Source organism: Afipia sp. 1NLS2 (assembly GCF_000178995.1).
Classification (GTDB): Bacteria; Pseudomonadota; Alphaproteobacteria; order Rhizobiales; family Xanthobacteraceae; genus Afipia.
The window spans coordinates 298,030-312,918 of record NZ_ADVZ01000002.1 but is presented as its reverse complement, the minus strand read 5'-3'; the positions used below and the strand labels follow the sequence as shown (position 1 = coordinate 312,918).

Below are 14,889 nucleotides of genomic sequence, written 5' to 3'. Positions count from 1 at the left end.
AAAGCAGCCGGGTCCGGCAAAATCTGCCGGTCGGTTTAGTGTACTTCGGCCACGCCGCTACGCCCCACCAGCCGCGCGAGCTGCTTGAAGCGATTACTGATGCGGTCGCCCACCAGACCGCCGATTCGCCGATCAAACGCCAGAACGAGCTTCCGCCCCCGCGCCCTAAAATGCGTCGCGGGCAACACACCCGGATGCGCGGCAGAGACCAGATGCCCGACACGCAACATCTGTCCGACCAGCCGTGCGCGTTCTGACATCGCGGGTGACAGCAGCACGCTCAGCCCGGTGCGCGGCTGGTTCTTCTCGCCGATGCCCGCATAGCGGAAATAAACCGCGAGCGCGAGGAACACACGCTCCTCATGGGTTGCCGCGCCGAAATTGCCGTTGGCGATGACATGCAGCGTCTCGTCGCCGCGATAATCGGGATGCGCGCGCCAGCCGAGATCGGACAACAAACATGCGGCATGGCGCAACCGCCGATCCTCCTCGGTCTCCTTGATTTTCGCGACCCTGACGAAACGGTCAGTCCAGTCGATCAAATCATCGGCGTGATCCGGCGCCCGCGAGCGCAGATCGTTCAGATGGCGCGCGGTCGAAAGCAGGCCGTCCTCCCTGCGTACCGGCTCGGGCAGCATCTCGTACAGCAAGCCCTCGCGGACGCCGAAGCTCGAGAACATCACCGTCTCGGGTTTTGCCGTGAGGATGATGTATTCGAGAACCAGCGCGGCATAGGCCAGCAGCGGGCGGCGGGCTTCCGTCACTGTTTCCACGTCGGCCAGCATGTTGTTCAGCACCAGCTTGCGCAGGCGGCGGACGAAATCGAGCGCGCTCGCGGCCGGAAGGCTGTAGCCGTGCATCACCCGCAGCGGATAACCGCTCTGGAGAATGTGAATGCGCGCCAGCGCACGCCATGTGCCACCCACCGCATAGAAAGTACGCCCCCTGCCTTCCAGCAGTTGCGGCACCGCGGCAAGTTTGGTGCGCACGATACGCACGGCCTTCTTGATCGATTTCTGCGAGGAATCCTGCAGCGCAAGCCCGCCAAGCGGCAGCGTGACGCCGGAGCGCACGCGATGGCCACGCACGTCGATCAATTCCAGCGAACCGCCGCCGAGGTCACCGACGATGCCGTCCGGCCTGTGTACGCCGGACACCACGCCGAGCGCGGACAGTTTGGCTTCGCGCGCACCGGACAGGACTTCGATATCGACGCCGCAGATGCGCTCCGCCTTGGCGATGAATGCCGGGCCGTTGGTCGCATCGCGGCAAGCGGCGGTGGCAATGGCATAAAGCTGCCCGACCTTCATCAATTTGCAAAGTGCATGAAACCGCCGCAACGCGGTCAGCGCCTTCGCGACCTCGCTCTCGCCGAGCAGCCCCGTGGTCTGCACCGCGCGCCCCAGTCCGCACAGGACCTTCTCGTTGAAGATCGGCGCGAGGCTGCGCGTCAATTCCTCGTAGACGACAAGGCGCACCGAGTTCGAGCCGATGTCGATGACGCCGACCGTTTTCTCTTTTGGCTTGCGACGAACTGAGGGGTGCGGCCGCAACGCGCGCGACCGCACGACAGAAGCCGGGTCAGCGTTTCGAGCGGCGCGTGAGCCTGCGCGGCGACGATTCTTTGAGCGATTTTCCACGGCCGGACAGACTCGGATTCGTCATGAAGTATTTGTGCACGTTGAAGGGTTCCTCGCCCTTCCCGGCCTTCATACGCGTTGACGATCCATCCGGCAATAACTGCCAGCTCTGTTCGTTGTCTTCCAGATTCGCCACCATGATCTGGTCGAGAACCTGCGAATGGACGGTGGGATTCTGCAGCGGACACAACACCTCCACGCGGCGGTCGAGGTTGCGCGGCATCATGTCGGCGGATGCGATATACACAGCAGCCTTCACGCTCGGCAGTCCGTGTCCCATCCCGAAACAATAGATGCGGCCATGCTCGAGGAAACGGCCGATGATCGACTTGACGCGGATGTTTTCCGATAGCCCCGGCACGCCCGGCCGCAAGCAGCAAATGCCTCGCACCACGAGGTCAATCGAGACACCTGCCTGCGAGGCCGCGTAAAGCGCGTCGATGATATCGGGATCGACCAGCGCATTCATCTTCATCCAGATCGCGGCAGGCTTGCCGTGGCGAGCGAAGTTCGCCTCCGCCCCGATATGTTCGAGAATGCGCTTGCGCAGCGTCAGCGGCGACACCGCCATCTTCTCGATATCGACGGGCTCCGCGTAGCCGGTGATGAAATTGAAGACCCGCGCGGCGTCGCGCGCGATCACCGGATCGGAGGTGAAATACGACAGGTCGGTGTAGATGCGCGCCGTCACGGGATGATAGTTGCCGGTGCCGGTGTGGACATAGGTGGTGAGCCCGCCCCCCTCGCGCCGCACGACGAAGGACAGTTTCGCGTGGGTCTTGAGTTCGAGGAAACCATAGACGACCTGCACGCCCGCGCGCTCGAGATTGCGCGCCCAGCGGATGTTGGCCTCCTCGTCGAAACGCGCCTTCAACTCAACCAGCGCCGTGACCGACTTGCCCGCCTCCGCCGCTTCCGCCAGCGTGCGCACGATTGGGGAATCCCGCGAGGTGCGATACAGCGTCTGCTTGATCGCCACGACATCAGGATCGCGCGCCGCCTGTTGCAGGAACTGCACGACGATGTCGAACGACTCGTAAGGGTGATGGACGATAAGGTCCTTCTGCCGGATCGCCGCGAAAATATCGCCGCCATGGTCGCGGACGCGTTCGGGATGGCGCGGCACATAAGGCGTGAATTCGAGATCGGGACGATCGACGCGAGTCAGTTGCGACAGTTCGTTCATCGCGAGCAGCCCATCCACCACCAGTACGTCGTCATCCGGCGTGGACAGCGCCCGCTGCACGAAGGCGCGCAAATCCTCGGGCATCGCTGCCTCGACCTCGAGGCGGATCACCGAGCCGCGGCGGCGGCGTTTCAAGGCCGTCTCGAACAGACGGACGAGATCTTCGGCCTCTTCCTCGATTTCCAGCTCGGAGTCGCGGATGATGCGGAAGGCGCCGCGGCCGCTGACCGTGTAGCCGGGAAACAGCCGGCCGATGAACAGGCTCGTCACCTGCTCGATCGTGATCATCCGCACGCTGCCATCGGTCCCCGCCGGCAGGCGAATGAAGCGGTCGATCTTCACCGGCAGGCGGATCAGCGCATTCATCGCCTTGCCGTCCGACTTGCGGACGAGATGCAGCGCGATGGTGAAGCCGAGGCTCGACAGGAACGGGAACGGATGGGCCGGATCGATCGCGAGCGGGGTCAGCAACGGGAAGATATTGTGGAGGAAATGATCCTCAAGCCATTTGGTCTCGGACTTGGTGACGTCGCGCCCTTCGACCAGCACGATCCCGGCATCCGCCAGCACCTTATGCAGCTCGCGCCAGATCGCCTGCTGATCGTTGGCCAGCTCCGAGACGGTCTGATTGATGAGGTGCAGCTGTTCCGTGGGCGTGAGGCCGTCGGGGCTGCGCTCGGCCACGCCCTCGCGGATCTGAGCCTTCAGGCCCGCAACGCGGACCATGAAAAACTCATCCAGATTGTTGGCCGAAATCGACAGAAACCGGACCCGCTCCAGCACGGGATGGTCGGTATTGACCGCTTCTTCCAGCACCCGGCGATTGAAGTGAAGCCAGGACAGTTCCCGGTTGATGAAGCGTTCGGGGCTTTCGCCGATTCCGGTCAGGGAAACCTCCGTTTCATTTTCACTTTTATTTACAGAAGCTTCCACCGCATCCATGACGTAATCCATGAAGATTTAGAGCGACTCTCGCCCATCATCGGCAAAGCACATGACGAATAGATGACAGGAACGTTCCTCCGCCAATAAGACGCAGCGGGAAGCGCCCCGGCGGCGAAGCCTAAGCCGATCCTCTTGAAATGTCAGGGTATCAGAGAGTCCTCAGCGGAGACTTAAAGCGGCAGCGTGCCTTGCCCCCGAAACAGCGTCGCCGCCAGCGCGCGGGTGATCGGGCGGCGTTGCCGCAGTGCCTCCGCGTCGAGCAATTCCACCGCCTGACGCGCGGCCGCGAACGACCGCTCGATATGGGTCGCGAGATAGCCCACCACGCCCTCGTCCACCGCCATCTGCCGGTCGGCACAGAATTTCACCAGCAGCGCGCGCAGCAATTGATCGTCCGGCGGCTCCACCGTCACGACCGGAATGGCGCGCAGGCGCGATCCGGCATCGCGCAGTTCGATCTCGAACGACGCCGGAGCCATCCGCGCCGTCATCAGCACGAACGCATTGGTTTCCCGCGCGAGATTGAGCAGGTGGAAAATCGCGCGCTCGTCGAAGTGGCCCGGCTCCAGATGCTCGACCACGAGCGCGCCGGTCGCGAGCGAGGCCGGGACATCAGCGGACGTGAGCGCATGCGCCCCCACGATGCGCGCGCCGGAGATCGCCGCCCAGATCGCCGCGAGATGGCTCTTGCCGCACCCTTCCGGCCCGACCAGCATCATCACGCGGTTCGACCAGTCCGGCCAGCGTTCCACCAGCCCCAGCGCCTGCACGTTGCTCGGCCCTTCCAGATAATCGTCGCGCGACAGGCTTTCCGCATGCGGCAATTCGAGCGCAAGCTGACGGGGCGGCGTGCGGGACATCGGCGCGCTCACATCGCCTCCGGGGTGCCGACATGGCGGACCCAGGCAATGAAATAGAGGACGACCGACCACAGCGTCAGGATGGTCACCGCCGCCATGAGGATCGCATCATAGGGCGAGGCGTTGAACTTGAACCCGAGTGCGGCCAGCACCAGCGCCGCGAAGCCCACCTGCGCCACCGTGTTCAGCTTCGAGGCCATCAGCGGTTTCACCGGCATCGGATTGTCCAGTATCCACGAAACGATCATCGCACCCACGATCATGAAATCGCGCGACACCACCAGAATGACGAGCCAGCGCGGGATCGCTCCTGTAATCCCCAGCGCGACATAAATCGAGACCAGAAGCGCCTTATCGGCGATCGGGTCGAGCAGCGCGCCAAGCTCGGTGGTCATGTTGAAGCGTTTGGCCAGGAACCCGTCCACGGCATCGCTCAGGCCCGCCACAGCGAACAGGACGAAGGCGACCGTCATCTGCGAGGCAGCGATCGCCCACACCACCAGCGGGACGAGGACGATGCGGCCGAGCGTAATGAAATTGGGGATATTCAACCCGTAAATCCCGTTTGGCGGCTTCATTTGCGCGGCGCCGGGGCAGCGGTGATGCGCTCCGGCTCCGTTCCTTCTAATAATCTACCCTTGCTGCGGAGGCGAGCCATTGCACGGCTTGGGAATCCGACGTAACCACCGCCCAAGTTTCGGGAAAATGGCATGAGCGACAAACAATCCGGCCTCACTTATTCGTCCTCCGGCGTTGATATCGATGCCGGTAACCGGCTGGTCGACCTCATCAAGCCGATGGTTCGCGCGACCGCCCGCTCCGGCGCGGATGCCGAGATCGGCGGCTTCGGCGGCCTGTTCGACCTCAAAGGGGCCGGTTTTCGCGATCCGGTGCTGGTCGCCGCCACGGACGGCGTCGGAACCAAGCTGAAAATCGCGATCGAGACCGGCATCCACGACGGAATCGGCATCGATCTGGTGGCCATGTCCGTCAACGATCTGGTCGTTCAGGGTGCCGAGCCCTTGTTCTTCCTGGATTATTTCGCCTGCGGCAAGCTCGACCCGAACTCCGCAGCGACCATCGTGGCCGGGATCGCCGAAGGCTGCCGGGAATCCGGCTGCGCGCTGATCGGCGGCGAGACCGCCGAAATGCCCGGCCTCTACCAGAAGGACGATTACGACCTCGCGGGCTTCGCGGTTGGCGCAGCCGAACGCGGCACGCTGCTGCCCCGCAAGGACATCGGGCCAGGCGACGCCCTGATCGGGCTGGCCTCCTCGGGCGTGCATTCCAACGGCTTCTCGCTGGTACGCAAGGTGGTCGAGCGCACCGGCCTGGCCTTCGACGCGCCCGCGCCGTTCGCGCCGGTGATGAAGCTCGGCGGTGCCCTGCTCACTCCGACAAAGCTCTATGTGAAGTCCTGCCTGAAGGCGATCCGCGAGACCGGCGGCATCAAGGCGCTAGCCCATATCACCGGCGGCGGTTTCACCGACAATATCCCGCGCGTGCTGCCGAAGACTCTCGGCGTTCGCATCGACCTTGCCGCCGTACCGGTTCTGCCGGTGTTCAAATGGCTCGCCCAAGAAGGCAACATCGCCGAACTCGAGATGCTGCGGACCTTCAACTGCGGTATCGGCATGGTCGCGGTGGTCCAACGCGACAAGGCCGTCGATATCATGAAGGTGTTTTCGGATAACGGCGAGCGTGCCGTCCTGCTCGGCGAGGTGACGGAAGCCACCGGCTCCGAGCGCGTCGTCTATGACGGCCATCTCGACCTCGCACCATGACCAAGCGCCGCGTCGCCATTCTGATTTCCGGCCGGGGCTCCAACATGGCGGCCTTGATCCAAGCGGCCCGGGCTCCAAACTTTCCAGCCGAGATTGTGCTCGTGATGTCGAACATCGCAGGCGCAGGCGGGCTGGAGAGCGCACGCGCGGCCGGCATCGAGGCGGTGACTGTGGAGAGCAAACCGTTCGGAAAAGATCGCGAAGCCTTCGAGCGCGCGATGCAGGACGAACTGCTCAAGCGCGACATCGATCTCGTCTGCCTTGCCGGATTCCTGCGCTTGCTGACGCCATGGTTCGTCCAGCAATGGGACGGGCGGATGATCAACATCCACCCCGCTCTGCTGCCGTCCTATCGCGGCCTGCACACCCATGAGCGCGCGCTCGCGGACGGCGTGAAGATCCACGGCGCGACCGTGCATTTCGTCATCCCCAATGTCGATGCCGGGCCGATCATCGTGCAAGGCGCTGTCACGGTGCATGACAACGACACGCCGGATTCTCTTGGCGCGCGCGTGCTCCAGATCGAGCATCGCATCTATCCGCAGGCGTTGCGGATGGTGGCAAGCGGACAGATCTCCATCGACGGCGGGATCTGCAAGAACACCGTTACGACGGCCACCGAGAAGACGCTGATTTCACCCGCTTCCTAGTGTGGCATACACTGTGGCGCATTGACCACAAATCCATTCAATAGCTCAGGACCACGGCTGCGGCGCGTTGAGGCTGTGCGCGGTTCCATGCGATCATTCCGGCCATATATCGTGTCTCCGGTACCTGCAGCCGCATGAGCCCATTGAAATCCGCAGCGAAACACACCTGTTCCGTGGCCGCGTTGTCTCGCATCGCCACGATCGCATGTGCAGCCGTAACGCTGCCATCCGCTGCCTACGCGCAGTTCCTTCCCACGCCGACACCCCTCTACAGCACCAATTCAGCAAGCGCGGCCCAGCTTGATCTGGGAAGCAATTTCTTGCAACGGTTGGGGCGCGCGGCGGCGAGCGGATACGCCGCGCGCGACAACAGTGCCGGCGGCGGTGCCTCGTCAGATTTCGCCGAGCCTGTCTATCGAAGCTGGTTTGAGGGTTACGGCACATCCGCCCGCACCGGCGCGCAATTGGGATTTCCCGGCGACAAACGCTCGACCGGAGGCGGCGTCGCGGGCATCGGCATGACTGTGGCGCCCGGATTTAATCTCGGCATCGCGGTCGACCAAAGCCACACCAACATCGACGTGCCGCTCGCATTGCAGTCGGCGAAACTCGACCTGACCCAACTCGGCGTCAACGGCTCCTATGTCAGTGGCCCATGGACGGTGGCCTTCGCGGCAGTGCATGGATTTGCATCCGTCGATGCGAAACGTCAGACGGTCAGCGGATTTGCGCTTTCAAACTATCGTGGCGCCATCGATGGCGCCCTTGGTGAACTGAGTTATTACCAAGCGCTTGGTCATAGCCGTATCGTACCGAAGGTCGCGATCGAATATGTCGTCGCCCACACCAACGCTTTCAACGAAACCGGCGGGTTCGAGCCCGTCAATGTCGCCGAATCGAACGCGCAGCGCGCGCGAGTCCTGCTCGGCGCTGAAGCCGGCCATTACTGGATCGTCGGCAGCCAGATCATCGACGTGTCGGGCTATGGAAAATTCGTCGACAATTTCTCGCAGACGATGTCGCCGTATCTCGTCAGCCTTGGCTCCAGCAGCATCCTCATGCAAGGCATCCGTGAAAGCCAGTATGGCGCAGACGCCGGCGCCGGCCTGTCATGGAGCATGAACAGGACGGCGCGGCTTTATGCCAATTATGACGGAAAATTCCGCGATGGCTTCCACTCTCACCAAGGCACGCTGGGCCTCGAGTTTAAGTGGTAGCCTCCACCGGCACGGCGGCGTGCTCTGACATCGCACGCCTGCGCCACATCGAGCCGACGACCAGAACCAGTGCGACACCGAGAAGACCAAGGATGAGCTCGCCCAGGTTGGTGCCGACCTGCATATGGCTCGGCAGACTGAACACCGCCGATGTCGGATCGATGTTGAGAGCGATCTGACCATCGAGAACGCGCTGCAGATACGGGTGCACGCCCGGATCCGTTGCGATGACCTCGCCAGCAACCCAGCCCAGCAACGCAGCGCCGAGCCAAACCAGCGCAGGGAGGCGATCAAGCAATGCCATGATCAACGCGGCGCCCGCGACAATCATCGGAATGCTGATCAAAAGACCCAGCACCAGAAGAACCACGCTGCCGTTCGCAGCGGCGGCCACGGCGATCACGTTGTCGAGGCTCATGATGATGTCGGCGACGGCAACGATCTTGACGGCCGCCCACAGATGCTGTGCCGCCTGCACATTATCTTCTTCATGCTTTTCGGGCACCAGCAGCTTCGCCGCGATGACGAGCAGCGCGATACCGCCGACCAGCTTGAGATAAGGCAGCGCCAACAAAGAGGCGACGATGAAGGTGAAGATGATACGGAGGCCTACCGCGACACCAGCACCGAGGATCATGCCCCACATCCGCTGACGCGGTTCGAGGCCGCGGCAAGCCAGCGCAATAACGAGCGCGTTGTCGCCGGAAAGCAGGATGTTGATCCAGATAATTTTTGTCAGCGCTACCCAGAACTGCGGTTGCTCAAGTTCTGTTAAAAAACTGCTGAAGAATGTGCTGATCGTCGCCGTATCAAAAATATCCAACATCGTCTCTGAGCTTCGCCTCCACCTGGGTACCACCTCTCGGTACCGCAAATGATGAGTCTTGTCTGGGAGGCGATATGTCGCAAACTTTTGAGACGATATGTCGCAAAGCCGGGGCTAGGCAGCCCCGGCTTTGACTAATTTGAACAGAATGTCGCAGTTGATGCGCTTTGCTCTGCGATTTAGAGCGACGCGATGGTCAAGTTGTCGCAGTCGCGACTTCTGCTTCCGTCGACGCAGCCGCCATCTCTTCGAGCTTGCGACGGCGCCAGATCGTTCCCAACGTGAGAACGATAATCACGCCGAGCGCCGCGAAAATGAGCTCGTCGATCTCGCCATCCAGGCGCAGATGTTCGACGAAGCCAAACAGCGGCGACGTCGTATCGACGTTGATGCTGATGTCACCGTTGAGCATCGCATGCAGGCGCGGCGCGACTGCAGGATCCGTTGCAATCACCGCACCACCGATCCAGCCGAGCAGAACCGCGCCGAGCCAGACGAGAATCGGCAAGCGATCGAGAATCGCCATGATGAGCGCGGCGCCGGCGATGATCATCGGGATGCTGACGGCAAGGCCGACGATCAGCAACGTGAGTTGACCGTTCGCGGCGGCGGCCACCGCGATCACGTTGTCCAGACTCATGATGATGTCGGCGATCACAACGATGCGGACGGCGTGCCAGAGATTGGCGCCCTCCGCGACATGGCCCTCACCGTCGTCCGGAACGAGAAGCTTGGCCGCAATCACGACCAGCGCCAGTCCGCCGACGAGCTTGAGGAACGGAAGCGTCATCAACTGGGCGACGATGCCGGTGAACAGGATCAGCAGGACAACCGCGATACCCGCGCCGATCACCATGCCGAGACGGCGTTCCTTCGGCGGCAGGCCACGGCAGGCCAACGCGATGACGAGCGCGTTGTCGCCTGATAGAAGGATGTTGATCCAGATGATTTTGCTCAGGCCAACCCAGAACTGAGGTTGGACAACCTCAGTCCGCATTTGAGCAAACGCATCGACAAAGGAAAATGAGCCGATTGTCTGGAGTATGTCGTGCACCGTGTCTCCCCCACTGGTTATTATGCCGCAGGCCATTTTGCCGCAGGTGGCATATTCAATACCAGTATTTTCGTAGGGGCCCAGTGGGCCGCGTCAAAGTGACGCGCGACAGTTCCCGTTTTTACCCGACGATCTCGTTGCCGGAGAAAAACTGTGCAATCTCAATGGCCGCGGTTTCGGCCGCATCGGAACCGTGGACCGAATTCTCGCCGATCGACTTGGCGTGCACCTTGCGGATCGTGCCTTCGGCGGCCTTCGAGGGGTCGGTCGCGCCCATGACGTCACGATACTTTGCGATGGCACCCTCACCTTCGAGGACCTGCACCACGACCGGACCGGAGGTCATGAAATCGACCAGCTCGCCGAAAAACGGACGGGCCTTGTGGACCGCGTAGAACGTCTCGGCCTGGGCGCGGGTCATGAGGATGCGCTTCTGGGCAACGATGCGCAGACCGGCTTTTTCGATGATGGCGTTGACGGCGCCCGTCAGATTGCGCTCGGTCGCGTCGGGCTTGATGATCGAAAAGGTGCGCTCGGTCGCCATGAGACTTAATCCTTGATGGAATTGAAAATGGGAATTGTGCGGGGCTTATAGCGGTGCCCCCGCAGCGCGGCAAGCGCCGGTATCTTGAGACCAGAGCCTTTTCGTCACCCGGAATTCCGGGCGTAACATTACGTCGATTTCATCAAAATGAACCCCATCTGAAGGGGCCATCCGCACGCCATTCACGTTGGATAGCATAGGGTTTCGTCACTGACCTGAAGGTGCGTTACGGCGCGCGTGAGAGCGTCAACTTCACCGACGTGCGCGGTTCGCGCCATGGCAAGGAGAAATGATCATGTTACGCAAATTCGGCCTCGGACTGGTTGCCGCTTCCGCACTCATTATAGGCACCGCCGGCATGACATCCACGGCATCGGCGCGCGGCGGGCATGGTGGTCATCACGGCGGCGGTGGCCACTGGCATGGCGGTGGCGGCCATTGGCACGGCGGTGGCTGGGGCCATCGTGGATGGGGTCCCCGCTTCTATGGCGGCCCCTATTATTACGGCGGCTATGGCGGCTGCTACGTTCGCCGCCTCGTCCCGACCCCGTGGGGTCCGCGCTGGCGGCTCATCAACCGCTGCTACTAAGACACGACCCTTCTTTCAGAAAAGCCCGGCTTCACGCCGGGCTTTTTTGTGCGCGCACGACCCGTGCGATGGGATGGTTCCCGATTCGCTTCGCGACAAATCGATTCAATATTTACCGATTACTCACCATCACTTTCGAAGGCCTGAAACATTCCTTGGCTCTCACCATTGGTGAGATACGATCAATTTGAATGAAATGGTGGCGATGGTGAGCGTCATGGCAAACCTTTCGGCAAAATCGTCTCCGCATGGCGGCATCGAGATCGATCACCGCACCAGCCGCGCGGTTTGCGAAGGCATCGGTGAGCGGTTGCGCGAGCAGATGAAGCCGACCGCGGCGTTGCCCCACCATCTTCAGGAGCTCATGAACCGCTTCCGGGAGATCGAGGATGCCCCCTCGATCATCCCTGATGCGGGCATGGCCCGGCGCTAGGCTTTTTCGCCTTCTGGCCGCTTGCACTCGCACCTCATTCCGGGGAGAACCCCGGCATGCTTTCCATCCAGGACATCTCGATCCGCATCGCGGGGCGCGTGCTCATTGAAAACAGCACGGCGCAGATCGTACCGGGCGCGCGCGTGGGTTTCGTCGGCCGTAACGGCGTGGGCAAATCCACGCTGTTCCGCGCGATCCGTGGCGACCTCGCGCTGGAGAGCGGATCGATTTCCATACCGCCCCGCTGGCGAATCGGCAGTCTCGCGCAGGAAGCGCCCGACGGACCCGAAAGCCTGATCGACGTCGTGCTGAAAGCCGATGTGGAACGCCACGCGCTATTGCAGGAGGCTGAAACCGCGCACGACCCGGTGCGGATCGCCGACATCCAAACCCGGCTTGTGGATATCGAAGCCCATTCCGCGCCTGCCCGCGCGGCGGCGATCCTGAGCGGCCTCGGTTTTTCCGCAGCCGACCAGTTGCGCGCCTGCCAGGAATTCTCCGGTGGGTGGCGGATGCGCGTGGCGCTCGCGGCCACGCTGTTCGCCGCGCCGGATCTGCTGCTGCTCGACGAGCCGACCAACTATCTTGACCTCGAAGGCACGCTCTGGCTTGAGGACCACCTCGCCAATTACCCCCGCACGGTCATCGTCATCAGCCACGACCGCGATCTGCTCGAAACTTCCGTCGACCAGATCCTGCACCTCGATCACGGCAAGCTCACGCTTTACAAAGGCAGCTACTCCTCGTTCGAAGAACAGCGCGCCACGCGCGAGATGCTGGACGCCAAGCACGCAAAGCGGCAGGCCGACGAGCGCAAGCGCCTGCAGGCTTTCGTCGATCGCTTCAAGGCGAAGGCATCGAAGGCGAAACAGGCGCAGTCGCGCGTCAAGATGCTGGAGCGGATGAAGCCTGTCACGGCCCTCGTGACGCAGGACGTGCGCGAGATCACGTTTCCCGAGCCGGAGAAACTGCTGTCGCCGCCGATCATCGCGGTCGATGATGTCAGTGTCGGCTACGAACCGGGCAAGCCGGTCCTGCGGCGCGTCACGCTGCGGATCGACAACGACGATCGCATTGCCCTGTTAGGAGCCAACGGCAACGGCAAATCCACGCTGGTGAAACTGCTCGCGGACAAGCTGCCGCCGTTCTCAGGCAAGATTGTCCGCGCCGCCAACCTGTCGGTCGGCTATTTCGCCCAGCACCAGACCGACGAACTCGATCTGGAAGGTTCGTCCTATGACCATCTGCGGCGGCTGATGCCGGATGCGACGGAGACGAAAGTCCGCGCCCGTGTCGGCGCGATCGGTTTCTCCGGCAAGGCGGGCGACACCACCGTGAAAAATCTGTCCGGTGGCGAGAAGGCGCGCCTGCTGCTCGGGCTTGCAACCTTCGCCGCACCGAACATGATCATCCTCGACGAGCCGACCAACCATCTCGACATCGACAGCCGTGCAGCACTCGCCGAGGCGATCAATGAATTTTCCGGCGCGATCATCATGGTCTCGCACGACCGCTATCTGATCGAGGCCTGCGCCGATCAATTGTGGGTGGTCTCGGACCGTACCGTGAAGCCATATGACGGTGACCTTGATGAATATCGCCGCTCCGTCCTGAGCGCACGAAGCGCGCGCACGGCCGATCAGACCCGCACCGTTCGCGAAACCGAGAAACCAGCGCGAAGCAAAATTGAAAAGAACGCGCTGAAGCAGAAAATCTCAAGCGCGGAAGCCGAGATCGAGCGCATCGGCGGCATCATTGCGAAGATCGATACGGCGCTCGCCCTGCCCGATATCTTCCAGCGCGACCCGAAACAGGCGACACAGTTGACCAAGGCGCGCGCCGCCGCCGAGGCCGCGCTCAAAAAAGCCGAGGAAGAATGGCTGGAGGCCAGCGCCTCGTATGAAGGCGCTGACTAAAGCGCATTACGTGTGCTTTTTCTTGGAATGCTTGGCCGGTTTTTTCGGCGGAGGCGGCGCCTGGACCGCATCGATCGCCGTGAGGCGGCCCGCAGTAAACGTGTAAATGCCCGGACGCGGACCCTGCGTATAGGTCAACACAGTCTGACGTTCACCACGCTCATTCGCTCCGATATTGACGTTGTTGGGTGTACCGGCAGCCCGCGCCACATCGCATTCGGTATGACCGAGCGCGACCACACCTCCCGCAGGCAATGCCGGGGCTGCTTGCGTCGCACCAGCCTGCGGATTGGCTGCTTCGCCCTGCTGCTGGGCATTGACGTCCGCCGGCAATCCGGCAGGTGCCATACCGGGGCAAGCTCCTTCCGCGGTGATGAGATCGTCCGGCGAAACCGGCTTGTCCGTATGCAGCGGAGGCGTCTCAAGCGACAGCGACTTGGTGTTGAAGAGCTTCCCGGGGCGAGTGAACCATTCCTGATCCTTGAGTGAGTAATCACTCAAGGTGCCACCGCAACCGCTCATCATCGGAGCAATGACGAGCACGGATAGCGCCGCTTTCACAACGGATCGAGACACGAAACTCTTCAAGTCAATCAACCGCAAAACTGGAACCCCCACGTTCCGCTTCATTTCCTTGGCGCAAATCACTCCGCCAACGGCGAGCACCCGTCCCCACGGGCGCTTGCATCATCACTTTGCGGCACGATGGTGGCTAACCGCAAGCATCAAAAAGGAAAGATCGCCCTATCCTTAACCACCGCCGCGCAAATCCTTGCGCTGCCAGCGGCCCCGCTCATCCGCTTGCCAGTAAGTCTGCTCGAATCCCCTTGCCTTGCAATCGGTCCACGCCGCACGCGCAGCACCAAGGGCCTCGTCGTCATCACCGTTGAAGATGAGAACGACGCGCTGATACGCCGAACAATCTATGGGCACCGGTGCGCCATCGACCAGAAAGCACACCGACGCGCCGTTGGGATTGGCGTCGCTCACCGTGAGCACCACCGGCTCGCTCGCGGCATCGGCTTCGCGCCATGTGCCGTGCGGCAGGAATGAATCGTCGCGATACGTCCACAGATGGGAGTCGAGCATGTCGGCGCGCTCCTCCGAGCCCACCTGCACGACGACACGCCAGCCGCGCTCGAGCGATTTCTCGAGCAGCGGCGGAAGCACGTTTTCCAGCTTCATATCCTGCAAATGGTAGAACAGGACTTCCGTCATCGTCATCGGACTCCGGCGCTGGATCGC

Annotated in this window: 15 protein-coding genes; 6 read left to right on the top strand and 9 right to left on the bottom strand. The window is 62.2% G+C overall.

The window, feature by feature from the left end; genetic code table 11:
• Positions 1-35 precede the first annotated feature (35 nt).
• From ppx to AFIDRAFT_RS10200, 4 genes are all read right to left on the bottom strand, one after another.
• On the bottom strand, positions 36-1,568 hold the full coding sequence (ppx, locus tag AFIDRAFT_RS10215; protein ID WP_009339303.1) for an exopolyphosphatase: 1,533 nt from the start codon (positions 1,566-1,568) through the stop codon (positions 36-38).
• A gap of 13 nt (positions 1,569-1,581) precedes the next feature.
• A complete protein-coding gene (locus AFIDRAFT_RS10210; RefSeq protein WP_009339302.1) occupies positions 1,582-3,768 on the bottom strand; it encodes an RNA degradosome polyphosphate kinase in 2,187 nt (728 codons plus the stop codon).
• 173 nt (positions 3,769-3,941) lie between these two features.
• A complete protein-coding gene (locus AFIDRAFT_RS10205) occupies positions 3,942-4,631 on the bottom strand; it encodes a P-loop NTPase family protein (RefSeq protein ID WP_009339301.1) in 690 nt (229 codons plus the stop codon).
• An 8-nt stretch (positions 4,632-4,639) separates the two neighbouring features.
• A complete protein-coding gene (locus tag AFIDRAFT_RS10200) occupies positions 4,640-5,182 on the bottom strand; it encodes a CDP-alcohol phosphatidyltransferase family protein (protein ID WP_040298270.1) in 543 nt (180 codons plus the stop codon).
• Positions 5,183-5,341: 159 nt separating this feature from the next.
• Between AFIDRAFT_RS10200 and purM the strand changes: the two genes are divergently transcribed.
• The 3 genes from purM to AFIDRAFT_RS10185 all read left to right on the top strand — a co-directional run bounded on the left by purM (position 5,342) and on the right by AFIDRAFT_RS10185 (position 8,282).
• A complete protein-coding gene (gene purM / locus AFIDRAFT_RS10195; RefSeq protein ID WP_009339299.1) occupies positions 5,342-6,415 on the top strand; it encodes a phosphoribosylformylglycinamidine cyclo-ligase in 1,074 nt (357 codons plus the stop codon).
• On the top strand, positions 6,412-7,065 hold the full coding sequence (gene purN / locus AFIDRAFT_RS10190) for a phosphoribosylglycinamide formyltransferase (protein ID WP_009339298.1): 654 nt from the start codon (positions 6,412-6,414) through the stop codon (positions 7,063-7,065). The genes purM and purN overlap by 4 nt, the downstream gene beginning before the upstream one ends.
• Before the next feature lie 320 nt (positions 7,066-7,385).
• The gene (locus AFIDRAFT_RS10185; protein ID WP_245258159.1) at positions 7,386-8,282 is read left to right on the top strand and encodes an autotransporter outer membrane beta-barrel domain-containing protein; all 897 of its coding nucleotides are present in this window, start codon (positions 7,386-7,388) and stop codon (positions 8,280-8,282) included.
• Here AFIDRAFT_RS10185 and AFIDRAFT_RS10180 read toward each other — a convergent pair.
• The 3 genes from AFIDRAFT_RS10180 to ndk form a co-directional block, all read right to left on the bottom strand.
• The gene (locus tag AFIDRAFT_RS10180; protein WP_009339296.1) at positions 8,272-9,108 is read right to left on the bottom strand and encodes a YjbE family putative metal transport protein; all 837 of its coding nucleotides are present in this window, start codon (positions 9,106-9,108) and stop codon (positions 8,272-8,274) included. The genes AFIDRAFT_RS10185 and AFIDRAFT_RS10180 overlap by 11 nt on opposite strands.
• A 196-nt stretch (positions 9,109-9,304) precedes the next feature.
• The gene (locus AFIDRAFT_RS10175; RefSeq protein WP_050789595.1) at positions 9,305-10,105 is read right to left on the bottom strand and encodes a TerC family protein; all 801 of its coding nucleotides are present in this window, start codon (positions 10,103-10,105) and stop codon (positions 9,305-9,307) included.
• A gap of 178 nt (positions 10,106-10,283) precedes the next feature.
• Positions 10,284-10,706, bottom strand: coding sequence for a nucleoside-diphosphate kinase (gene ndk / locus AFIDRAFT_RS10170; RefSeq protein ID WP_009339292.1), 423 nt, complete (start codon positions 10,704-10,706; stop codon positions 10,284-10,286).
• Between the two features lie 295 nt (positions 10,707-11,001).
• Between ndk and AFIDRAFT_RS10165 the strand changes: the two genes are divergently transcribed.
• The 3 genes from AFIDRAFT_RS10165 to abc-f all read left to right on the top strand — a co-directional run bounded on the left by AFIDRAFT_RS10165 (position 11,002) and on the right by abc-f (position 13,644).
• A complete protein-coding gene (locus AFIDRAFT_RS10165; RefSeq protein ID WP_009339289.1) occupies positions 11,002-11,295 on the top strand; it encodes a hypothetical protein in 294 nt (97 codons plus the stop codon).
• A 217-nt stretch (positions 11,296-11,512) separates the two neighbouring features.
• The gene (locus tag AFIDRAFT_RS10160; protein WP_245258158.1) at positions 11,513-11,728 is read left to right on the top strand and encodes a hypothetical protein; all 216 of its coding nucleotides are present in this window, start codon (positions 11,513-11,515) and stop codon (positions 11,726-11,728) included.
• Positions 11,729-11,784: 56 nt separating this feature from the next.
• A complete protein-coding gene (gene abc-f / locus AFIDRAFT_RS10155; RefSeq protein ID WP_009339285.1) occupies positions 11,785-13,644 on the top strand; it encodes a ribosomal protection-like ABC-F family protein in 1,860 nt (619 codons plus the stop codon).
• A gap of 6 nt (positions 13,645-13,650) precedes the next feature.
• Here abc-f and AFIDRAFT_RS10150 read toward each other — a convergent pair whose 3' ends face one another.
• Complete coding sequence (locus tag AFIDRAFT_RS10150) at positions 13,651-14,220, bottom strand: hypothetical protein (protein WP_040298336.1); 570 nt, start codon at positions 14,218-14,220, stop codon at positions 13,651-13,653.
• Positions 14,221-14,394: 174 nt separating this feature from the next.
• The gene (locus tag AFIDRAFT_RS10145) at positions 14,395-14,862 is read right to left on the bottom strand and encodes a DNA polymerase III subunit chi (RefSeq protein WP_009339282.1); all 468 of its coding nucleotides are present in this window, start codon (positions 14,860-14,862) and stop codon (positions 14,395-14,397) included.
• Positions 14,863-14,889: the final 27 nt, after the last annotated feature.